21 protein-coding genes are annotated in these 19,139 nt (G+C 67.3%); 12 read left to right on the forward strand and 9 right to left on the reverse strand.

All coding sequences use genetic code 11. The features are described from left to right. Positions 1–56 precede the first annotated feature (56 nt). Complete coding sequence (locus CNE_RS28845; RefSeq protein WP_013953830.1) at positions 57–1,328, forward strand: O-acetylhomoserine aminocarboxypropyltransferase/cysteine synthase family protein; 1,272 nt, start codon at positions 57–59, stop codon at positions 1,326–1,328. Positions 1,329–1,433: 105 nt separating this feature from the next. Here CNE_RS28845 and CNE_RS28850 read toward each other — a convergent pair whose 3' ends face one another. Together CNE_RS28850 and CNE_RS28855 are read right to left on the reverse strand one after the other, a co-directional pair. Beyond that, the gene (locus tag CNE_RS28850; protein ID WP_013953831.1) at positions 1,434–2,393 is read right to left on the reverse strand and encodes a lysylphosphatidylglycerol synthase domain-containing protein; all 960 of its coding nucleotides are present in this window, start codon (positions 2,391–2,393) and stop codon (positions 1,434–1,436) included. 285 nt (positions 2,394–2,678) lie between these two features. Further along, positions 2,679–3,044 (reverse strand): hypothetical protein, encoded by a 366-nt coding sequence (locus CNE_RS28855; RefSeq protein ID WP_013953832.1) that lies wholly within the window; start codon positions 3,042–3,044, stop codon positions 2,679–2,681. Between the two features lie 184 nt (positions 3,045–3,228). On the opposite strand from CNE_RS28855, the gene CNE_RS28860 reads away from it, so the two are divergent. From CNE_RS28860 to CNE_RS28880, 5 genes are all read left to right on the forward strand, one after another. Beyond that, positions 3,229–4,050, forward strand: coding sequence for a MetQ/NlpA family ABC transporter substrate-binding protein (locus CNE_RS28860; protein WP_013953833.1), 822 nt, complete (start codon positions 3,229–3,231; stop codon positions 4,048–4,050). 256 nt (positions 4,051–4,306) lie between these two features. Next, positions 4,307–5,392, forward strand: coding sequence for a pyruvate dehydrogenase (acetyl-transferring) E1 component subunit alpha (pdhA, locus tag CNE_RS28865; RefSeq protein WP_013953834.1), 1,086 nt, complete (start codon positions 4,307–4,309; stop codon positions 5,390–5,392). A gap of 45 nt (positions 5,393–5,437) precedes the next feature. Beyond that, positions 5,438–6,415 carry an alpha-ketoacid dehydrogenase subunit beta gene (locus CNE_RS28870; RefSeq protein WP_013953835.1) on the forward strand — a complete coding sequence of 326 codons (978 nt, stop codon included), beginning with the start codon at positions 5,438–5,440 and terminating at the stop codon, positions 6,413–6,415. Positions 6,416–6,449: 34 nt separating this feature from the next. Further along, a complete protein-coding gene (locus CNE_RS28875; RefSeq protein WP_013953836.1) occupies positions 6,450–7,568 on the forward strand; it encodes a dihydrolipoamide acetyltransferase family protein in 1,119 nt (372 codons plus the stop codon). A 190-nt stretch (positions 7,569–7,758) separates the two neighbouring features. Beyond that, the gene (locus CNE_RS28880; RefSeq protein ID WP_013953837.1) at positions 7,759–7,953 is read left to right on the forward strand and encodes a hypothetical protein; all 195 of its coding nucleotides are present in this window, start codon (positions 7,759–7,761) and stop codon (positions 7,951–7,953) included. A gap of 1 nt (position 7,954) precedes the next feature. On the opposite strand, the gene CNE_RS28885 is transcribed toward CNE_RS28880, so the two are convergent. Next, positions 7,955–9,628 carry a SulP family inorganic anion transporter gene (locus CNE_RS28885; RefSeq protein ID WP_013953838.1) on the reverse strand — a complete coding sequence of 558 codons (1,674 nt, stop codon included), beginning with the start codon at positions 9,626–9,628 and terminating at the stop codon, positions 7,955–7,957. Positions 9,629–9,840: 212 nt separating this feature from the next. Between CNE_RS28885 and CNE_RS28890 the strand changes: the two genes are divergently transcribed. Together CNE_RS28890 and CNE_RS28895 are read left to right on the forward strand one after the other, a co-directional pair. Further along, a complete protein-coding gene (locus CNE_RS28890; RefSeq protein ID WP_013953839.1) occupies positions 9,841–10,278 on the forward strand; it encodes a universal stress protein in 438 nt (145 codons plus the stop codon). A gap of 94 nt (positions 10,279–10,372) precedes the next feature. Then, complete coding sequence (locus CNE_RS28895) at positions 10,373–11,029, forward strand: peroxiredoxin (RefSeq protein WP_013953840.1); 657 nt, start codon at positions 10,373–10,375, stop codon at positions 11,027–11,029. 277 nt (positions 11,030–11,306) lie between these two features. On the opposite strand, the gene CNE_RS28900 is transcribed toward CNE_RS28895, so the two are convergent. The 3 genes from CNE_RS28900 to CNE_RS28915 all read right to left on the reverse strand — a co-directional run bounded on the left by CNE_RS28900 (position 11,307) and on the right by CNE_RS28915 (position 13,952). Continuing rightward, positions 11,307–12,275 carry a chemotaxis protein gene (locus CNE_RS28900; protein ID WP_013953841.1) on the reverse strand — a complete coding sequence of 323 codons (969 nt, stop codon included), beginning with the start codon at positions 12,273–12,275 and terminating at the stop codon, positions 11,307–11,309. 228 nt (positions 12,276–12,503) lie between these two features. After that, positions 12,504–12,764 carry a MoaD/ThiS family protein gene (locus CNE_RS28910; protein WP_013953842.1) on the reverse strand — a complete coding sequence of 87 codons (261 nt, stop codon included), beginning with the start codon at positions 12,762–12,764 and terminating at the stop codon, positions 12,504–12,506. A 27-nt stretch (positions 12,765–12,791) separates the two neighbouring features. Continuing rightward, positions 12,792–13,952: a WD40/YVTN/BNR-like repeat-containing protein gene (locus CNE_RS28915; RefSeq protein ID WP_238553107.1), complete on the reverse strand. Its 1,161-nt coding sequence runs from the start codon at positions 13,950–13,952 to the stop codon at positions 12,792–12,794. Between the two features lie 222 nt (positions 13,953–14,174). On the opposite strand from CNE_RS28915, the gene CNE_RS28920 reads away from it, so the two are divergent. Both CNE_RS28920 and CNE_RS28925 read left to right on the forward strand, forming a co-directional pair. Next, complete coding sequence (locus CNE_RS28920; protein ID WP_013953844.1) at positions 14,175–14,360, forward strand: hypothetical protein; 186 nt, start codon at positions 14,175–14,177, stop codon at positions 14,358–14,360. A gap of 167 nt (positions 14,361–14,527) precedes the next feature. Beyond that, positions 14,528–15,151, forward strand: coding sequence for a hypothetical protein (locus CNE_RS28925; protein WP_013953845.1), 624 nt, complete (start codon positions 14,528–14,530; stop codon positions 15,149–15,151). A 14-nt stretch (positions 15,152–15,165) separates the two neighbouring features. On the opposite strand, the gene CNE_RS28930 is transcribed toward CNE_RS28925, so the two are convergent. Further along, a complete protein-coding gene (locus CNE_RS28930) occupies positions 15,166–15,372 on the reverse strand; it encodes a hypothetical protein (RefSeq protein ID WP_013953846.1) in 207 nt (68 codons plus the stop codon). A gap of 467 nt (positions 15,373–15,839) precedes the next feature. Between CNE_RS28930 and CNE_RS28935 the strand changes: the two genes are divergently transcribed. Continuing rightward, positions 15,840–17,234, forward strand: a complete 1,395-nt coding sequence (locus CNE_RS28935) for an NCS2 family permease (protein WP_013953847.1) — start codon at positions 15,840–15,842, stop codon at positions 17,232–17,234. 181 nt (positions 17,235–17,415) lie between these two features. On the opposite strand, the gene CNE_RS28940 is transcribed toward CNE_RS28935, so the two are convergent. Beyond that, positions 17,416–17,826 carry a VOC family protein gene (locus tag CNE_RS28940; protein WP_013953848.1) on the reverse strand — a complete coding sequence of 137 codons (411 nt, stop codon included), beginning with the start codon at positions 17,824–17,826 and terminating at the stop codon, positions 17,416–17,418. Positions 17,827–18,109: 283 nt separating this feature from the next. Here CNE_RS28940 and CNE_RS28945 point away from each other — a divergent pair, with 283 nt between their 5' ends. Continuing rightward, positions 18,110–18,418 (forward strand): H-NS histone family protein, encoded by a 309-nt coding sequence (locus CNE_RS28945; RefSeq protein ID WP_013953849.1) that lies wholly within the window; start codon positions 18,110–18,112, stop codon positions 18,416–18,418. A gap of 77 nt (positions 18,419–18,495) precedes the next feature. Here the strand turns inward: CNE_RS28945 and CNE_RS41140 are convergent, their stop codons facing one another. Continuing rightward, positions 18,496–19,113 (reverse strand): hypothetical protein, encoded by a 618-nt coding sequence (locus CNE_RS41140; RefSeq protein WP_228772409.1) that lies wholly within the window; start codon positions 19,111–19,113, stop codon positions 18,496–18,498. Positions 19,114–19,139: the final 26 nt, after the last annotated feature.

Consider the following 19,139-nt stretch of genomic DNA (forward strand, 5'->3'; position numbering starts at 1 on the left):
GGCCTTGCCCCGTCGCGCCGGTCCGGCACCCAACAGCGAGACGAAGAGAGAAGAAGATGAGACTCGAAACCCTGGCCGTCCATGGCGGCTATTCGCCCGATCCCACCACGCGCGCGGTGGCCGTGCCCATCTACCAGACGGTGGCCTACGCCTTCGACAGCGCCCAGCACGGCGCCGACCTGTTCGACCTGAAGGTGGCCGGCAATATCTACAGCCGGATCATGAACCCGACCAACGACGTGCTGGAGCAGCGCCTGGCCGCGCTCGAGGGCGGCGTGGGCGCGCTGGCGCTGGCGTCCGGCATGGCGGCGATCACGTATGCGATCCAGACCATTGCCGAGGCCGGCGACAACATCGTCTCGTCGAGCCAGCTCTATGGCGGCACCTACAACCTGCTGGCACACACGCTGCCGCAGTCCGGCATCGAGACCCGCTTTGCCGATGGCCGCAACCCGGCCAGCTTCGGCGACCTGATCGACGCGCGCACCAAGGCGATCTTCGTGGAGTCGGTGGGCAACCCGCTCGGCAACGTCGTGGATATCGAAGCCATTGCGCGCGTGGCGCACAACCACGGCGTGCCGCTGATCGTCGACAACACGGTGCCGTCGCCCTACCTGTGCCGGCCGTTCGAGCATGGCGCGGACATCGTCGTGCATTCGCTGACCAAGTACCTGGGCGGCCATGGCAACAGCGTCGGCGGCGCCATCATCGACAGCGGCAAGTTCCCGTGGGCCCAGCACAAGGAGCGCTTCAAGCGCCTGAACGAGCCCGACGTGTCCTACCACGGCGTGGTCTACACCGAGGCGCTGGGCCCGGCGGCCTATATCGGCCGCGCGCGCGTGGTGCCGCTGCGCAATACCGGCGCGGCGCTGTCGCCGTTCAATGCCTTCCTGATCCTGCAGGGCATCGAGACCCTGGCGCTGCGGCTGGACCGCATCACCGAGAACGCGCTGGCGATCGCCCGCCACCTGCAGCAGCATCCCAAGGTGGACTGGGTCAACTTTGCCGGCCTGCCCGACCATGCCGACCACGCGCTGGTGCAGAAGTACCTGGGCGGGCGCGGTCCCGGCATCTTGTCGTTCGGCCTGAAGCAAGGCGGCCGCGAAGGCGGCGCGCGCTTCCTGGATGCGCTGCAGCTGTTCACGCGGCTGGTCAATATCGGCGATGCCAAGTCGCTGGCCACGCATCCGGCGTCGACCACGCATCGGCAACTCAATGCGGATGAACTGAAGGCGGCTGGCGTCAGTGAGGACATGGTGCGGCTTTCGGTCGGCATCGAGCATATCGATGATCTGATCGAGGACCTGGACCGCGCGCTCGCGGCCTGAGCCCAGGCCACAGACGTCAAAGCGACCGGCTGATTTGCTCCCCTCTCCCGCTTGTGGGAGAGGGGCACGGGGTGAGGGCAGGCGGTGGCATACCGCCAGCACAACCTACCCGTCACCACGCTTGCCCTGCGCCTCCAGCACAAAGTAGCTGATCGACCCGATCATCAACGGAATCAGGTAATACAACGCGCGATAGACAATCAGCGCCGCCAGCAGCAGCCCGTGCGGCACCTGCCCGCCCAGCATCGTCAGGAACACGGTCTCGATCACGCCGAGGCCCCCCGGGATCCGCACCACCACGCCCGCCAGCCCCGAGGCCAGCAACACCCCAAGCACCGTGAAGTACCCCGCATGCGTATGCAGCAGCGAATGCAGGATGGCCGCCATCGCCATCCAGTGGGCCGCCGACAACAGGCACTGCAGCGCCGCGAAGCCCACCGACGGCACATGGATGTCATGGTCGCGCACGGTCCGGTGCCGGCCGTGCCAGATAGCACAGGCAGCCAGGTAGGCAGCCGGCACCGCCAGCATCAGCGCGCCCAGCACCCGTGTCAGCGCCGCGGGAATGCCCCATTCCGGCGGCAGCACCACCTGCTGCGCCACCAGGATGCCGCCCGCCAGCAAGGCATACCCGAGCCAGTTGCTGCTCACCACCACCACGAACAGGCTCCAGATCTGTGGCAGGGTCAGCCCGGCGCGCGTGTACAGACGATAACGCACGCCCGCGCCCCCCAGCGTGGCCCCGAGGTTGAGGCTGAGCGTGTAGCTGACATAAGAGATCGCCATCACCCGCCGCGCCGGCAACGGGTGTCCGGCATAGTGGCAGCCAAGCCGATCGAACTGGCTGTACAGCAAGCCGCTCAGCGCAACGAAGGCCGCCGCCGGCACCAGCGTGCGGGCGTTGAAGCCGCGCAGCGCTGCCAGCACCGCGTCCCAGTCGATGGTGCCCAGCTTGCGCGCGATCAGCGCCAGCACCGCGGCAATGAACAGGATGCCGATGGCACGGCGCCACGCGGGCCAGTGCGCGTGCTCGCGGATGGCCGAGAAGGTCGTCGCGCCCATCATTGCGCGCCTCCCCTCGTCGCCGCGCGCCGCAAGGCCGGCCGCGGCAGGGATGTGCAGGAATGCAGGCCTGCGTCCGTCAGCCCGGCATGCAATTTCTGGCCTACCTCGGCTTCAAACAGGATAAAAGTTTCCGGCAGTGCGCTTTCGCGCGCGCACGGGTTCGCGCCGAACCCGCACGACAGTCGGCGCTCCGCGCCGTGCCCTGGCCGGTGGAAACGATTGGAGGCGGACTGCATCGGTGTCATGACCTGAGAAAGCCGCAAACAACGTGCCAGCGCGGGTGCGTCACCCCCCTAAACCCCGGCCACGGCTGCGCCGCCAGCGTGCCAGGGCCGCGGACGCCAGCGCACCGGCGGCGAGCCCGGCAATGAACACCGCGGCAGTGGTCCCCGCCCAGCCCGTCGCGGCGCCCACATCCGCACGGCCCCGCGCGAGGGGCGCGAGCGACTGCCAGTCGACAGCCGTAAACTGCGTCATCGCCTGCGCCCCGTCCAGGCCGTACACGCAGATCTCCCCGCCCGGCAGCTTGCAGAAGCGCTCGCGCGGGCAGGCCTTGAGGATGGCCTGCGGGGCGCCCTCGCCGCAGTTGGCCCCGGCGCTGCGCAAGACCTGGATCGTGACTTCGGGATGCCGGGTAAGTTGTTCGGGCATGGCCGCCTCCATACCGGTGACGCTGTCCTTCAGCGTAGTGCAGCCAGGCTGCCGGCACCCTTATTCACCAGCGGCATATGACCATGCGGAATAACTCGTTCGCCTATTGCCTGCCTTTCCATACAATGACCCGACGCCGCAGCGGGACGCTGCAGGCCTCCAACAACATGACGGGGAGCATCAGATGCAATACGGGAAATTCGGCTTCGTTGCACGGCTGGCCGCGGCAGTGCTGGCACTGGGCGTGATGCAGGGTGCGGGCGCGGCCGATCCGGACAAGAAGGAAATCCGCTTCGGCGCCACCGCCGGCCCCTACGCCGACCAGATCCGCTATGGCGTGAAGCCGGTGCTGGAAAAGCGCGGCTACAAGGTCACCATCATTGAGTTCAGCGACTACGTGCAGCCCAACCTGGCGCTGGCCGACGGCGCCATCGACGCCAATGCCTTCCAGCACGTGGCCTACCTGAAGAAGTTCTCGGCCGACCGCAAGCTGGCGCTGACCGACGTGATCCAGGTGCCGACCGCGCCGATCGGCATCTACAGCCGCAAGCACAAGGGCCTGGCCGAGGTGAAGCCCGGCAATACCGTGTCGCTGCCGAACGATCCCACCAACCTGGCGCGCGCCATCGCCATCCTGCAGCAGATCGGCTGGGTCACGCTCAAGCCGGGCACCGACCCGATCCGCGCCAGCGAGCGCGACATCGACGCCAACCCGCACAAGCTCAAGCTGATCCAGCTGGAAGCCGCCCAGCTGCCGCGCTCGCTCGATGACGTGGACTATGCCTTCGTCAACGGCAACTATGCGCTGGCCTCCGGCCTTAAGCTGACCTCGGCGCTGGCGCTGGAGAAGATTCCCGACTACTACATGAACCTGGTCGCGGTGAAGACGGCGGACCTGAACAAGCCCTTCGTCAAGGACATCCGAGAGGCCTACGAGTCGGCGGAGTTCAAGACCGTGACGCAGCAGCGCTTTGCGGGCTTCGTGCAACCGCCGTACCAGCGCTGAGGCACACCGCTGTTGCCAGCAGAAAAGCGCCGTCAGGCGCTTTTCTGCGTTGTGGGCAGCACCACCCGCATTGTGCACAGCAAGACGATTTTGCGCCGCGCCCGCCGCGCAAATGCCCTACACTCAAGCTCAAGTCCCCCCCGCGCCCAAAAAGCATGGCGGGGATCACAACGCGATCATTGCTGCGGACAGCGCTGCGAAGATCCTCGCGGCCGTCCCTGCGGATCCTGTCGAGACAAGCATCGAGAGACCTGCCATGTCCACGGTTGCGAGCTTCGAGATCGGCTACACGCGCTACCTTGCCCCGCCGGGCGACACCTCCTCCCCCACATCCCCTCCCCCACCCCTTGCCAGCAACCCCGACGCGCTGCTGCCGCTGTACCAGGCGATGGTGCTGACGCGCCAGTTCGACCTGAAAGCGATTGCGCTGCAGCGCACCGGCAAGATCGGCACCTTTGCCTCGGCACTCGGCCAGGAAGCCATCGGCGTGGGCGTGGCCTTTGCGATGCGGCCCGAAGACGTGCTGGTGCCCTCATACCGCGATCACGCAGCGCAGTTTGTGCGCGGCGTCACCATGACCGAGAGCCTGCTGTACTGGGGCGGCGACGAACGCGGCAGCGGCTTTGCGGCGGCGCCGCATGACTTTGCCAACTGCGTGCCGATCGGCACCCAGGTCTGCCACGCGGCCGGAGCCGCCTATGCGTTCCAGCTGCGCGGCGAGCCGCGCGTGGCGGTCTGCCTGCTGGGCGATGGCGGCACCTCCAAGGGCGATTTCTATGAGGGCATGAACATGGCCGGCGCGTGGCACGCGCCGCTGGTGATCGTAATCAACAACAACCAGTGGGCAATCTCGATGCCGCGCAGCGGCCAGACCGCGGCGCAGACGCTGGCGCAGAAGGCCATTGCCGCCGGCATCCCCGGCGAGCAGGTTGACGGCAACGACGTGGTCGCAGTGCGGCACCGCGTCGGCGAGGCCATCGCGCGCGCGCGCGATGGCGGCGGCCCGGCGCTGATCGAGGCCATCACCTACCGCCTGGGCGACCACACCACCGCCGACGACGCCTCGCGCTACCGCGACGAGGCCAGCGTCAAGGCGCACTGGCAGGAAGAACCGCTGCTGCGGCTGCGCACGCACCTGCTGGCGCTGCACGCGTGGGACGCGGCGCGCGAGGAAGCGCTGGTCAAGGCCTGCTCACAGCAGGTGGCGCAGGCCGTCGAGACTTACCTGGCCATGCCGCCGCCGGATCCGGCCGCGATGTTCGACTGCCTGTACGCGGCCATGCCGGCCGAATTGCAGGCGCAGCTGGAGATTGCCCGGCGCTTCCCGGCGCCGCACGGATAAACAGCGAACCCTGTGCCTCCACGTAGCGACCACAACGAGCGAACCATGGCGGAAATCAATCTGGTCGAAGCAGTCAACCTGGCGCTGGCCCATGCGCTGGATCACGATCCCGATGTGCTGCTGCTGGGCGAGGATATCGGCGTCAATGGCGGCGTGTTCCGCGCCACCGCGGGCCTGCAGGCGCGCTTTGGCGCGGCGCGCGTCATGGATACGCCGCTGGCAGAAGGCGGCATCGTCGGCGCCGCGATCGGCATGGCGGCAATGGGGCTCAAGCCCGTGGCCGAGATCCAGTTCACCGGCTTTATCTACCCGGCGGTCGACCACATCATCAACCACGCCGGACGCATGCGGCACCGCACGCGCGGGCGCCTGTCGTGTCCGATGGTGGTGCGCTCCCCCTGCGGTGCCGGCATCCATGCCCCCGAGCATCATTCCGAAAGCCCGGAAGCGATGTTCGCGCATATGCCCGGCATCCGCGTGGTGGTGCCCTCATCGCCCGCACGCGCGTACGGGCTGCTGCTGGCGGCCATCGCCGATCCGGACCCGGTCATCTTCCTCGAACCCACGCGGCTGTACCGCCTGTTCCGCCAGGAAGTGGCCGACGACGGCGCGGCGCTGCCGCTGGACACCTGCTTCACGCTGCGCGAAGGCAGCGACATCACGCTGGTAAGCTGGGGCGCGATGGTGCAGGAGACGCTCGCCGCCGCGGACGCACTGGCCGGCGAGGGCGTGACGACCACGGTCATCGACGTGGCCACGCTCAAGCCGCTGGACATGCAGACCATCCTGGAATCGGTGACACGCACGGGCCGCTGCGTGATCGTGCACGAGGCCCCGCGCACCGCCGGCTTCGGCGCCGAGATCGCGGCGCAGCTGGCCGACGCGGGCCTCTACTCACTGGCCGCGCCGGTGCAGCGCGTGACCGGCTTCGACACCGTGGTGCCGCTGGCGCGGCTGGAATATACCTACCTGCCTGGCGTCGCCCGCATCGTCGACGCGGCGCGCAAGGCGATGGCGGCATAACGCGGGAATTGCCGACGATAGGCAAGGAGTGCCGATGAGAGTCTTCAAGCTGCCCGACCTGGGCGAAGGCCTGCAGGAGGCCGAGATCGTGACCTGGCACGTCAAGACCGGCGAGACCGTGGCCGCTGACCAGCCGCTGCTGTCAGTGGAGACGGCCAAGGCCATCGTGGAAATCCCGTCGCCGTATGCCGGCACCATCGACAAGCTGTTTGCGCAGCCCGGCGATATCGTCCACCTGGGCGCACCGCTGGTCGGCTTCGAGGGTGCGGGCGAGGATGCCGACGCCGGCACCGTGGTGGGCTCGGTCCAGGTCGGCACGCACGTGGTCAATGAAGCCGCGCCTGCGGGCACCGCGGCACCCGCCGCGGCCATGGCCGCGCGCGTCAAGGCCACGCCGGCTGTGCGCGCGCTGGCGCGCCAGCTGGGGGTGGACCTGGCAATGGCCACGGCATCGGGCCCCGAGGGCGTGGTCACCGCCGCCGACGTCGAGCGGGTAGCCAGCACGCTGGCCGAGCTGGGCGCGCCGGAACAGCTGCGCGGCGTGCGCCGGGCGATGGCGCAGAACATGGCGCGTGCACAAGCCGAAGTGGCCGCCGCCACCGTGATGGACGACGCCGACATCCACGCCTGGCAGCCCGGCGCCGATGTCACCATCCGGCTGGTGCGCGCCCTGGTGGCCGGCTGCCGCGCCGAGCCCGGCCTCAATGCCTGGTACGAAGGCCAGACCGCCCGCCGCCACGTGCTGAAGAAGATCGACGTCGGCATCGCGGCGGACCTGCCCGAAGGCCTGTTCGTGCCGGTGCTGCGCGACGTCGGCAACCGCGATGCCGCAGACCTGCGCCACGGCCTGGACCGCATGCGCGCCGATATCCGCGCGCGCACCATCGCGCCGGAGGAGATGCGCGGCAACACCATCACGCTGTCCAATTTCGGCATGATCGCGGGACGCTATGCCGCGCCCATCGTGGTGCCGCCGACCGTGGCAATCCTTGGTGCCGGGCGCGTGCGCGAAGAAGTGGTGGCGGCCAGCGGCGTGCCGGCGGTGCACCGGGTGATGCCGCTGAGCCTGACCTTTGACCATCGGGTGGTGACGGGTGGGGAGGCGGCGCGGTTTTTGGCGGCGGTGATTGCGGATCTGGAGATGGCGGTGTAGGGGTGGCCGGATCAGGGCGTCTGCGAACACCGCAGCCCCTCGTGAACGCACCCCTCGCCCGTAAGCGGGAGAGGGGTGCAGACCGCCGGTGTGCTGGCACCAATCGGGCGCTGCGGCGGCCCTGTATATAATGCGTTTCCGATCGCCGCTGCCGTCAAGCCGGACCTATCCGGACAGCCGGACACCCCTCATGGAATCCAAGACCGCCCGCCTTACCATCCTGATCGATCCGGTCAAGAAAAAGGCCTTTGAAACCCTGTGCGCCTCGCAGGACCTGACACCGTCGCAGGTCGTGCGCCAGCTGATCCGCGAATACCTGGCCCAGCATGGCGTGGAATACGCCACCAAGGCCAAGCTTGCGGGCAGCACGCGACAGAAGAAGTAACTCAGCGCGGGGCGTTACCTTCGCCTGCCAGTTCGCTGCAGCGCTGCACCGCCTGCGCCAGCGAATCCACATAGTTGCCCTCCCCCAGCGCCGCCAGCACGCCCGCGCGCGCCAGCTTTTCCCTGACCCGCTCGTTGGCTTCGGCCAGCACCACCGCCACGCCGCGTTTCTGCAGCGTCACGATCACGGCCTCCAGCGTCTGCAGGCCGGTCATGTCCATGAAGGGCACGCGGCCAAGGCGGATCAACAGCACGCGCGGCTCGGTATGGGTCTGCACCAGCGCGCGCTCGCAGGCTTCCACAGCACCGAAGAAGAACGGCCCGTCGATCACATAGACCAGCACGCTCGGCGGCATCCGCGCGGCCGGGCCGGTGCTGGCGTCGCCCAGTTCGCGCTCTACGTCCACGGCATCCTGGCGCGCCACCTCCACTGACGCCGACATGCGCCGCAGGAACTGCAGCATGGCCAGGATCACGCCGATATTGACCGCCACCACCAGGTCGGTCAGCACGGTCAGGGTGAAGGTGATCAGCAGGATGGCCACGTCGGCGCGCGGCGCGCGGCGGACCATGCGCGCGAACTGGCGCCCCTCGCTCATGTTGTAGGCCACCACGAACAGGATCGCGGCCAGCGTCGCCAGTGGCACGCTGGCCGCGAGCGGCGCCAGGAACAGCAGCACCATCACCAGCGTGAGCGCATGCACCACGCCGGCCAGCGGGCTGTTGCCGCCATTGCGGATATTGGTGGCGGTGCGGGCGATGGCGCCGGTGGCGGCAAACCCGCCGAACAGCGGCGCCAGGATATTGGCGATGCCCTGGCCGACCAACTCCTGGTTGGAATCGTGCCGAGTGCCCGCCATGCCGTCGGCCACCACCGCGGACAGCAATGACTCGATTGCGCCCAGCATGGCGATGGTGAAGGCCGGCCCGGCCAGTTCCAGCACGCGCGCCAGCGTGATGTCCGGCAGCGCTGGCACGGGCAGCCCGCGCGGGAGGCCGCCAAAGGCGGTGCCGATGGTGGCGACGCCGTCAAAGCGGAACAGCGCCTGCACCGCGGTGGCCACCAGCAGCGCCACCAGCGGCCCGGGGATGCGCCGCAGCCAGCGCACGCGCGGCGCGCCCACTACCAGCGCCAGGCTGCCCAGCGCCAGCGCGGTGGTGGCCGGGTGCCATTGGGGCAGCGCCTGCAGCAGGTGCCAGAATTTTTCGTGGAAATGCTCGCCTGCCACCGGTGGCAGGCCAAAGAAATCGCGCCACTGGCCGACGAAGATGATCACGCCGATGCCAGCCGTGAAGCCGACGATCACCGGCGCGGGAATGAACCGGATCACGCTGCCCAGCCGCGTCAGCCCCATCGCCAGCAGGATCAGGCCCGCCATCAGGGTGGCGATCTGCAGGCCGTCGATGCCGTGGCGCGCGGTCACGGCGGACAACACCACGATAAACGCGCCGGTGGGTCCCGCGATCTGCAGCCGGCTGCCGCCGAACAGCGACACCGCCAGCCCGGCGACGATGGCCGTGTACAGGCCCTGCTCCGGCTTGGCGCCCGACGCGATCGCAAACGCCATGGCCAGCGGCAGCGCCACCACCCCGACGATCACGCCCGACACGATGTTCGGCAGCCAGTTGCCGCGTCGGAACAGTCCGGCCAGCCAAGCTTCGCGCAGCGCGCTCATGCGTCAATCCCTCGGGTTCGTACAGGATGATGATGGTGCATTGGATGATAACAGCATGTTAATGCCCGCCGGCTTGCGGCTTGCGCCGTGATATTCGCCATGTCTGCCCTGTCGCTTATGCCACTCAATTCCTATACTGGATTGGCTCGCCCGGGGCGCACGGGGTACGGGCCCAGGCGGACGCGGCAATCTTCTGCAATCGGAGGCCCATCATGTTCAAGCACCTCCTTGTGCCTACCGACGGCTCCGCACGCGCCGACGCGATGGCGGCCCGCGCCATGGCCTTCGCCAGCCGCATCGGCGCCCGCGTGACCGGGCTGCATGTGATTCCCGAGTACCACGTACTGACCTACCGGCTGACCAGCCTGCAGGACACCAAGGACACCTTTGCCGCAGAGGCCGCGCGCCACGCGGATACCTTTCTGGCCACGCTCAGCCACGCCGCCGCGCAGGCCGGCGTGGCCTGCGAGACCGTCACCGCCACCGACGACCATCCCTGGCAGGCCATCATCCAGTGCGCACAGCAGCGCGACTGCGACCTGATCGTGATGTCGTCGCATGGCAAGCGCGGGCTGCAGGCGCTGCTGATCGGCAGCGAGACCCACAAGGTCCTGACCCACAGCACGATCCCGGTGCTGGTCTTCCGCTAGGCGGCGGTCGGGCGAAGAACGAGATAGCGAGATAGCGGGCAACAGTGCGCGCGACGCGCGTTTCCAAACCACGCCAACTGCAAGGAGCGCAACCATGGCGATTCGACTGGGCGAGCAAGCCCCTGATTTCACCGCCGACACCACGGAAGGCAAGATCAGCTTCCATGAGTGGATCGGCGACAACTGGGCCATCCTGTTCTCGCATCCCAAGGACTTCACGCCGGTGTGCACCACCGAACTGGGCTATATGGCCGGGCTCAAGCCCGAGTTCGACAAGCGCAATACCAAGATCATCGGCCTGAGCATCGACCCGGTCGGCGACCACCAGCGCTGGGCCAAGGACATCGAGGAAACGCAAGGCCATGCGATCAACTATCCGATGATCGGCGACGCCGACCTGACCGTGGCCAAGCTCTACGACATGATCCACCCCGAGGCCAGCGGCAGCGGCCCGCGCACGGCGGTAGACAACGCCACCATCCGCTCGGTGTTCATCATCGGCCCGGACAAGAAGGTCAAGGCCATGCTGGTGTACCCGATGAGCGCCGGGCGCAATTTCGACGAGGTGCTGCGCCTGCTGGATTCGCTGCAGCTCAATGCCAAGCACACCGTGGCCACGCCGGTGAACTGGAAGCCGGGCGAGGACGTCATCATCCCGACTTCGGTCTCGGACGAGGATGCCAAGAAGAAGTACCCGCAGGGCTTCAAGACCCTGAAGCCCTACCTGCGCACGGTGGAGCAACCCAAATAAGGGGGAGCGAGGAGCGCCAGCACCAGGGAGTGCGGCCAGGCGTGGAGGTCACGCCGGCCGCCGCCGGGCCTCCCGGTCAGTCACGGCCGGGAGGCCCGACTTGTCCACAGGAACTATCCACAGCTTCAGTGGATATCCCCCCTCTTGACAACCGCAAAGGGCGCGCCGGCGCTGGAACTCACTGGAGTGCCCGTTTTATAGGCAACCCGCCGGGGTACGGGAATGGTTGCGGGCGTTTGAATTTTGTGCCTGTTGCGATTCTTCCGCCATCAGGCGCTCAGCGCGTCAGCACGTCGCGGATGGTGTCAGCCAGTTCCTTGGCCACGAACTTCGCCACATAGGCGTCCGCGCCCACCTTGCGCACATGCTCCTCGCTGGCCTCTCCCGACAGTGACGAGTGAATCACCACCGGCAGCGACTTCAGCCGGCTATCCGCCTTGATCTTGCGGGTCAGGGTGAAACCGTCCATCTCCGGCATCTCCAGGTCGGTCAGCACCAGGGCCACCTCATCCTCCACTGACTTGCCATGGCTGGCCGCCTCGGCGGCGATGCGGTCAAGCAGCTCCCACGCCTCCTTGCCGGACTTGGTCATCACCACCGGCGCGCCCAGCGCCTTCAGCCCCTGCTCGATCAGGCCGCGCGCCAGTGCCGAATCGTCGGCGGCAATGACCTTGGCGCCCGGGCGCAGGCTCAGCTGCGGGCCGACCGTGCCCGGGTCCACGTCCGGCTGCCGCGTCGGCAGCACATCGCGCAGGATCTGCTCAACGTCCAGCACCTGCACCAGCCGCGACGGGTCTGTGCTCCCCGCAGTGTCCCCGTCCAGCTTGGCGATGCTGGTGACGTGACCGGTCCGCACGCTGGCCTCGGCCGAATGCACCTGGTTCCACTCCAGGCGCACGATTTCCTCCACTGCTTCCACCGCAAAGCCCTGCGTCGAACGTGCATATTCCGTCACCAGCAGGATGCCCAGGCCGCTGCGCGGCTTGCACCCGACCAGCCTGGGCAGGTCGATCACCGGAATCACCTGGCCGCGGATATCCGCCATGCCCAGGATCGACGGATCGGCCCCCACCACGGTCGTCACGTGCGGCATCACCAGGATCTCGCGCACCTTGAAGACATTGATCCCGAACAGCTCCGTCTGGCCGGAGTGCTCGGCATCGCCAAGCCGGAACAGCAGCAGCTCGAACTGGTTGTTGTTGGTGAGGTTGGTCCGTTCGTCGATGTCCCTCATGGAACTGCTCATGCGTTGCTCCCGTGCCGTGCGTGTGGTGTTTGCCGCCGTCGTTGTCGTCTGCCTGCGGCCGCGGCGGATGGCGGACGGCAGGGTTCATGACTGGATATCGGCGGCGGGCCGTTGGGAGTTGAGAGCGGCATGGCCTGTCCTCAGCGAGGGGCATGAGGCGCATCGCTCGATGCCCGACGTGATGCGGCATCGTGATGCTGCGTGATGCCGCGTCGCCGGCGATCGGCTTTACCCGCCCGCCAGCGCCTGCAGGATATGCACCTCGTCGGTTTCCTTCAACGCCGCGTCCAGCCGCATCAGCTGCGTGCGATTGACGAAGACGCGGATATACGGCCGCAGCTTGCCCTGCTCATCGACGATGCGAAAGCGCATGCCGGGGAACTGGCGGTCGAGGTCGTCGAGCAGTTCAGCAATGCTGGCGCCGCGGGCTTCGACGTATTCGCGCTGTCCGGTATAGGAGAAGAGCGGCGTCGCGATACGGACCTGCATGGAAGTTCTCCGGTCGGCTGATGGCATTCAGGCAGGGCGCGCCACGGTGACCGCGTAGACCTGCGGCAGGTTGCGGGCGATGCATTGCCAGCCCTCGCCCTCATCGGCACTGGCCCAGATCTCGCCACCGGTGGTGCCGAAGTACACGCCCACCGGCGCGTGGCCGTCGGTGGCCATGGCCTGGCGCTTGACGGTGAACCAGCCTTGTTCAGCGGGCAGTCCGCGGTCCTGGCGCTGCCAGTTCTCGCCAGCATCGCGGGTGACATAGGCCGCGGGGCGGCCGCCCGGGCTGACGCGCGGCCAGACGTCGCTGCCGTCCATCGGAAATACCCACACCGTGCGCGGATCACGGCGGTGGGCGACGATGGGGAAGCCGATATCGCCCACCTCCGCCGGCATGGCTTCGCCAATGCGTTTCCACACGCCTTCGCGGCGGTCCATGCGATAGATGCCGCAGTGGTTCTGCTGGTACAGGATGTCCGGATCGGCGGGATGCTGCAGCATGCAGTGCGGGTCCTGGCCGTATTCGGGGTTGGGATCGGGCAGGAAAGTGGCAAGGCTGCCGCGGTTCAGCGGCTTCCAGTCCGCGCCGCCGTCGGTGCTCTCGAACACACCGCCGCTGGACATGCCGATATACAGGTGGCGCGCGTCGCGCGGATCGACCAGCACGGAATGCATCTTGGGGCCGTCGGGCGTGCCGTCCTGCTCGCCGCCGGTCCAGGTGCGCCAGTTCGGGTGGTCGTTGAAGCCGGACACCGGCTCCCAGGTCGCGCCATGGTCGGCGCTGCGGAACAGCCCCTGCGGCGAGGTGCCGGCGTACCAGGTGCCGGGCTCGCTGGCATGGCCGGGCGTGAGCCAGAACACGTGGTCGACGACGCGGCCGGCCTCGCCCTCCGGCGCCTTGTCGAAGGCGGGTGGGCGCGCGGCTTCGGTCCAGTTGCGGCCGCCGTCGGTGGAGCGGAACACGGTCGGGCCCAGGTGGCCGGTGCGCGCCGCCATCAGCATGCGCGACGGGTCGCGCGGGTCCTGCACGATATGGTGGATGGTATGGCCGAGAAACATCGGGCCCTCGATCAGCCAGCTGCGGCGGGCGGCGTCGCTGGTCAGGAACCAGGCGCCCTTGGTGGTGGCCACCAGCAGCCAGACGGGGCCGCTATCGGTTTCGGGAATGGGGGAAGTCGTCATCATGGCTCCTGCAAGAAGGCCGGCGAACGATGCTTCCGAGTCTAGTACATGTAGACAGTGTTCACAATTGAAGGATGACCAAAGCTGTCGGCGGCAGGTCAGCGGCAGCCACAAAGACTGCGAAGTAGAACGGAGTTAAATGCGGAAGCAGGCGACTTAGCTGGACATTATGCACGAAGTGTGGCATAAGCAATGTTCCCCCGATGCTTTCGCGCCCCGACACCCATGCTTCGCACTGCCCGCTTCGCCACCCTGAACCGCCCGGCCCTGCCGGCGGCAGGCGTGCGCGCGGCGCAGCGCCCGGGTGTCGCCATCGACCTGGCCGACCGCTTCCACGCGTACGCCCAGGTCCGCCGCGCCGTGCTTTTCCTGGCCGTGCGGGCAGCTCGGGGCACCACCCTCCAGTCCTGAGCTTTCCCGCACGGCCCATGTCGCGGATGCCATCCGGCACCCGCTTGATCATGCAGCCAGGAGAAAGCCAGACATGTCCCCGCTCTACCGCCATACCTTCTGCGCCATGGTGGCGCTTGCCGCCCTCTACCTGATCCTCAATCCCTGAGCCCCGGCGAAGTCTTGCCATGGTGAATTTCCATGCCCTGCGCGTGCCGGCGCCGGCTTTGCCGCGCGCGCTCGAGCTGCGCATCGACGTTGAGCTGGCGCCGGGCGATATCGAACGCGAACTGGGTGCCCTGCACGACCGCATCGGCCAACCCGGCGACCGCCTGCATGCGATGCCGGCGCTGCCCGCGGGCGCGCCGGGCCTGCGTCTGCGCTATCGCGAGGCCGACGGCGAGTACTACGTGTATGTGGAAGATGTGATGCAGCGCCGGCTGGCCGGTTATACGGTCTTCAACCGGCTGATCGAGGTCGGCCGCCGCGCTGACCCATGGGTACGGGCGCCGCACACAAAGTTTGCGCCCGCTTACCAGCGCCGCGGCCTGGCCAGAGCGCTGTACTGCTGGGCGCTGGACGGCGGGCTGTGCCTGCTGAGCGGGGCGCGCCAGTCGGCCAGTGCCAACGCCCTATGGCAGGCGCTGGCCGCCGATCACCCGATGGGTTATGTGGACTTGCGCCACAAGACGCTGACCTGGCTGGGCCAGGCCGTCGATGCGCCCGTGCGTGAGGGCCTGCATACGCGCATGCTGCTGCTCGGGCGCGGCTGGACGCTGGACGCGTTCATGGCCCGCACTGGCATGTACTGAGGCAGCGCGCCCGCTTACAGCCAGCGGATCGGCGCGCCTTCGCGGGCATTGGCTGCGTACAGGGCCCAGCCCTGGGCAAAGTAAGCGCGCACCCGCGCGGCCAGCGATAGGCCACCGCCCACGCGGGCGTAGTAGGCAACATCGCGTGCCGGCTGGGCGGCGGGCTTCGATGCCTTGGCTTGGGCGGGCTGGCGATAGAGGGTGTCGGCGAGTACTTGCATGGCGAATATCCTTTCCGGTTGGGATGGAAGTGGGTGCGCCTCACGAAGCACATCCAGCCGTGATTCGGCCCGGATCGGGAGGCAGTTCAGGGTTATCCCTAGTATAGAGAAGTTGCGCCTGAATCATCCGGGTCTGTACCTATAGGCCGTATATGGAGTGCGTGATAATGGCCGCCTGCCGCAAGCGCCACCTGATGCGAATCCGCCAATCGAAGTAAATTAACCATCACATTCGATATTCCTCGATGCACATGCCGCGCATTGTCTGCCGGTGATGATGCATGGCGCGTGGTCACCTAGCCTTCAGCCTTGCCCGGATCGCGCCCGCAGAGGCACCGACAAGCGGCACACCGATAACAGCGGGTTGGCCAGGTTTGCGCCTCCAGCCCAGACCAGAACCACGTGAGACAAGCCTGACGACAGTCCGTACGACGGACGTTGCAGCGCCCGCAAGGAGACAGCTCATCATGATCGAACAGCCCTATCCGTCGCCCGCGACGGAAGCCGATGCCGCACGCCCCCAAGTCCCCGAAGTCCGGAGCCGGCTCGACGCGTTCTTCGAGATCACCGCGCGCGGCAGCACCCAGCGCAAGGAAGTGATTGCCGGGGTGACCACCTTTATGGCGATGGTCTACGCCGTCTTTGTCGTGCCCGGCATGCTGGGCAAGGCCGGCTTTGACACCAGCGCGGTCTTTGTCGCGGTGTGCCTGACCACCGCCTTCGGCTCCCTGCTGATGGGCCTGTGGGCCAAGCTGCCGATCGCCATCGGCTGCGCCATCTCGCTGACCGCATTCATGGCCTTCGGGCTGGTGCTGGGGCAGGGCCTGTCGCCGGCGGTCGCGCTCGGCGCCGTGTTCCTGATGGGCGTGATCTTCACCGCGATCTCCGTCACCGGCGTGCGCTCCTGGATCCTGCGCAACCTGCCCGCCGGCGTGGCGCACGGCACCGGCATCGGCATCGGCCTGTTCCTGCTGCTGATCGCCTCGAATGAAGTCGGCCTGGTGGTCAAGAACGCTCACCCCGGCCTGCCAGTGTCGCTGGGCAAGATCACCTCGTTCCCGGTGGTGATGTCGGTGCTGGGCCTGGCCGCGATCTTCGGCCTGGAGCGCCGCAAGGTGCCGGGCGGCATCCTGCTGGTGATCATCGCGATCTCCGCCCTGGGCCTGGCCTTCGACCCGGCGGTGAAGTTCACCGGCGTGTTCGCGCTGCCGTCGCTGAGCGCGCCCGGCCATGAATCGCTGATCGGCGCCATGGACATGCGCGGCGCGCTGACGGCCGCGGTGCTGCCGAGCGTGCTGGCACTGGTGATGACCGCGGTGTTCGACGCCACCGGCACGATCCGCGCTGTCGCCGGACAAGCCGGCCAGCTCAACGCAGCCGGCCATATGCATAACGGCGGGCGCGCGCTGACCGCGGATTCGGTCAGCTCGATCTTCTCGGCGATGTTCGGCGGTGCTCCGGCCGCGGCCTATATCGAGTCGACCGTCGGCGTGGCCGCCGGCGCCAAGACCGGCCTGACCGCGGTGGTGGTGGGACTGCTGTTCGTGGCGGTGATGTTCTTCTCGCCGCTGGCCGGGCTGGTGCCGTCGTACGCCACCGCGCCCGCGCTGATGTACGTGGGCCTGCTGATGCTGTCGAGCGTGAGCCGCCTGCACATGGACGACATGGTCGACGCGATGGCAGGCCTGGTCTGCGCCGTGTTCATCGTGCTGACCTGCAATATCGTGACCGGCATCATGCTGGGCTTCTGCACCCTGGTGGTGGGCCGCGTGGTGGCTGGCGAATGGCGCAAGCTCAATGTCGGCACGGTGGCCATCGCGGTCATGCTGGCTGCGTTCTATGCCGGGGGCTGGGCCATCTGACCCTGCCGAAACCTACTGCCGCGTCCCGGGCGCCACGCCCGGGACGCTGACAACCAGATGTCTCCTCCACCGTGATCCAGGTGGATTTCAAGCCCGGGCTTCCTGCTTTCCCGGGCTGTTTTTTTTGGTGGCTTGCCTGAAAGCTCCCGCGGATGGTGAATGGGGTTTCGCTAAATCGCCTTCATTGCCCGGCCTGCATTGCGGCCATATCCATGTACACCAGTTCCCAGACATGGCCATCCGGATCCTGGAATCCATGCCCGTACATGAATCCCAAATCCATCGGCGGCTTGTAAGTATTGCCACCCGCCGCGACCGCGGCATTGACCATTTCATCCACGCGGGCACGGGTTTCCATCGACAGGCAAACCAGCACCTCCGTCGATTTCCGTGCATCGCAGATTTCATTGGGCGAGAAGCTGCGGAACTTGGCTTCCGTCAGCAGCATCACGAAAATGTTGTCACCGACGATCATGCAGGTGGCAGTGTCGTCGGTAAATTGCGGATTGAAGGAAAAACCCAACTGCGTAAAGAAGGCGATCGACTTTTGCAGGTCGCGGACGGGCAAATTGACAAAGATCTGCTGGCTCATCAGGGGCTCCGGTAGTCGTGTCAGGGGGGCTGCGCCGGGCGCAGACAAGCAGTCTAGGCGCTAAAGTCTCGGCTCGTGCGTATTTTCATTGTCCTTAAATGCAGGCAAAACGGCCGATGAACCGCCCAATACCGGCTGCATCATGGGCTGTGCAACCGTCAATTCAGGCCGGCAAACAATCAGTCCGTGCATTCTCCGTTATTTTTTGTAAAATTTTTTTAGGTGAACCAACACCACAACTTCTAGTACCATGCAGCGGCCTATTTGCAGAAAGGGGATATAAATGGCGACATACAAGCAACTCCTGGCTGAGAAGGAAGCGCTGGAAGCCAAGCTGAATGAAGTGCGTGCGACGGAAGTCGCCGGCGTAATCGACAAAATCCGGGACCTGATGACTGAATACGGCCTGACCGTCGAAGACATCCTGCCCCGCCGCAAGCGTGGCCGCCCGGCTGGTTCGAGCGCCAAGAAGCCTGCATCCGCTTTGCCGCCGAAGTACATGGACCCCAAGACCGGCAAGACCTGGTCGGGCCGCGGCCGTGCGCCGGCATGGCTGGGCAAGCGCCCGGAGCGTTTCCTGATCGAGCAGTAAGCCGCCTGCGCGGCCAGCGGGCGCCTGCCTCAAACGCCCGCTTCAATCGATGGTGCCATCGGTCTGCCGGGCGCGCGCTACTGCGCCTGGCAGACATAGTCCTTGCGCAGCGCCCTGAAGCCCTGCTGGGTCGGCTCCGCCGTCAGGCGCGCACCGCCGTCGGGCAGCGGCTGCATGCGCAATACCTGCGCCGAGCACTGGCTCGCGGTTTCGTCCCGCTGGTAGCGGATCTCATACTGGCCGCCGGCAGCCGGCACGAATGACACGCCCGCCGCGCAACGCAGCTCAGGCAGCGGCGGCACCGCGGCCGACGTCACCGCCACGTAGATACGCCGGCCCGCCTCCACCAGCCGTTCGCGGGTGCGCGCCGGCGGCTCGGGCGAGCGCCCGGCCATGTCCAGGCTCCGGTCCCGCCCCATCGCAGACAACTGCCTGCCGGTTCCCGCCAGCACCAGCGGCCGCGCGGGCACCGGGCATTTGGCCGGATCGACCACGGTGAACGAAGTGTTGTCGTCGGTGCTGGTCAGCAGCCGCACGCTGGCGGCCGGGGCGCCAGCGGGCACCCGGTATTGCGCCACGCAGCCGGACAGCGCCAGCGCGGCGGCAAGCATCGGCAACAAGGCAAGGCGAGGCAGGACTGCGGACGACCGGTCATGGCGCATGGCGGCGGGCAGGTAGAGTCGAAATTGGCCCAACAGCGGGCGTTGGCGGCACGATGGCG

The organism is Cupriavidus necator N-1 (assembly GCF_000219215.1).
GTDB lineage: Bacteria > Pseudomonadota > Gammaproteobacteria > Burkholderiales > Burkholderiaceae > Cupriavidus > Cupriavidus necator.

Bases quoted from the DNA above. Each gene is read 5' to 3' on its own strand.
- CNE_RS28845 (WP_013953830.1), top strand. From the start codon at position 57: ATGAGACTCGAAACCCTGGCCGTCCATGGCGGCTATTCGCCCGATCCC.
- CNE_RS28850 (WP_013953831.1), bottom strand. From the start codon at position 2,393: ATGATGGGCGCGACGACCTTCTCGGCCATCCGCGAGCACGCGCACTGG.
- CNE_RS28855 (WP_013953832.1), bottom strand. From the start codon at position 3,044: ATGCCCGAACAACTTACCCGGCATCCCGAAGTCACGATCCAGGTCTTG.
- CNE_RS28860 (WP_013953833.1), top strand. From the start codon at position 3,229: ATGCAATACGGGAAATTCGGCTTCGTTGCACGGCTGGCCGCGGCAGTG.
- pdhA (WP_013953834.1), top strand. From the start codon at position 4,307: ATGTCCACGGTTGCGAGCTTCGAGATCGGCTACACGCGCTACCTTGCC.
- CNE_RS28870 (WP_013953835.1), top strand. From the start codon at position 5,438: ATGGCGGAAATCAATCTGGTCGAAGCAGTCAACCTGGCGCTGGCCCAT.
- CNE_RS28875 (WP_013953836.1), top strand. From the start codon at position 6,450: ATGAGAGTCTTCAAGCTGCCCGACCTGGGCGAAGGCCTGCAGGAGGCC.
- CNE_RS28880 (WP_013953837.1), top strand. From the start codon at position 7,759: ATGGAATCCAAGACCGCCCGCCTTACCATCCTGATCGATCCGGTCAAG.
- CNE_RS28885 (WP_013953838.1), bottom strand. From the start codon at position 9,628: ATGAGCGCGCTGCGCGAAGCTTGGCTGGCCGGACTGTTCCGACGCGGC.
- CNE_RS28890 (WP_013953839.1), top strand. From the start codon at position 9,841: ATGTTCAAGCACCTCCTTGTGCCTACCGACGGCTCCGCACGCGCCGAC.
- CNE_RS28895 (WP_013953840.1), top strand. From the start codon at position 10,373: ATGGCGATTCGACTGGGCGAGCAAGCCCCTGATTTCACCGCCGACACC.
- CNE_RS28900 (WP_013953841.1), bottom strand. From the start codon at position 12,275: ATGAGCAGTTCCATGAGGGACATCGACGAACGGACCAACCTCACCAAC.
- CNE_RS28910 (WP_013953842.1), bottom strand. From the start codon at position 12,764: ATGCAGGTCCGTATCGCGACGCCGCTCTTCTCCTATACCGGACAGCGC.
- CNE_RS28915 (WP_238553107.1), bottom strand. From the start codon at position 13,952: ATGATGACGACTTCCCCCATTCCCGAAACCGATAGCGGCCCCGTCTGG.
- CNE_RS28920 (WP_013953844.1), top strand. From the start codon at position 14,175: ATGCTTCGCACTGCCCGCTTCGCCACCCTGAACCGCCCGGCCCTGCCG.
- CNE_RS28925 (WP_013953845.1), top strand. From the start codon at position 14,528: ATGGTGAATTTCCATGCCCTGCGCGTGCCGGCGCCGGCTTTGCCGCGC.
- CNE_RS28930 (WP_013953846.1), bottom strand. From the start codon at position 15,372: ATGCAAGTACTCGCCGACACCCTCTATCGCCAGCCCGCCCAAGCCAAG.
- CNE_RS28935 (WP_013953847.1), top strand. From the start codon at position 15,840: ATGATCGAACAGCCCTATCCGTCGCCCGCGACGGAAGCCGATGCCGCA.
- CNE_RS28940 (WP_013953848.1), bottom strand. From the start codon at position 17,826: ATGAGCCAGCAGATCTTTGTCAATTTGCCCGTCCGCGACCTGCAAAAG.
- CNE_RS28945 (WP_013953849.1), top strand. From the start codon at position 18,110: ATGGCGACATACAAGCAACTCCTGGCTGAGAAGGAAGCGCTGGAAGCC.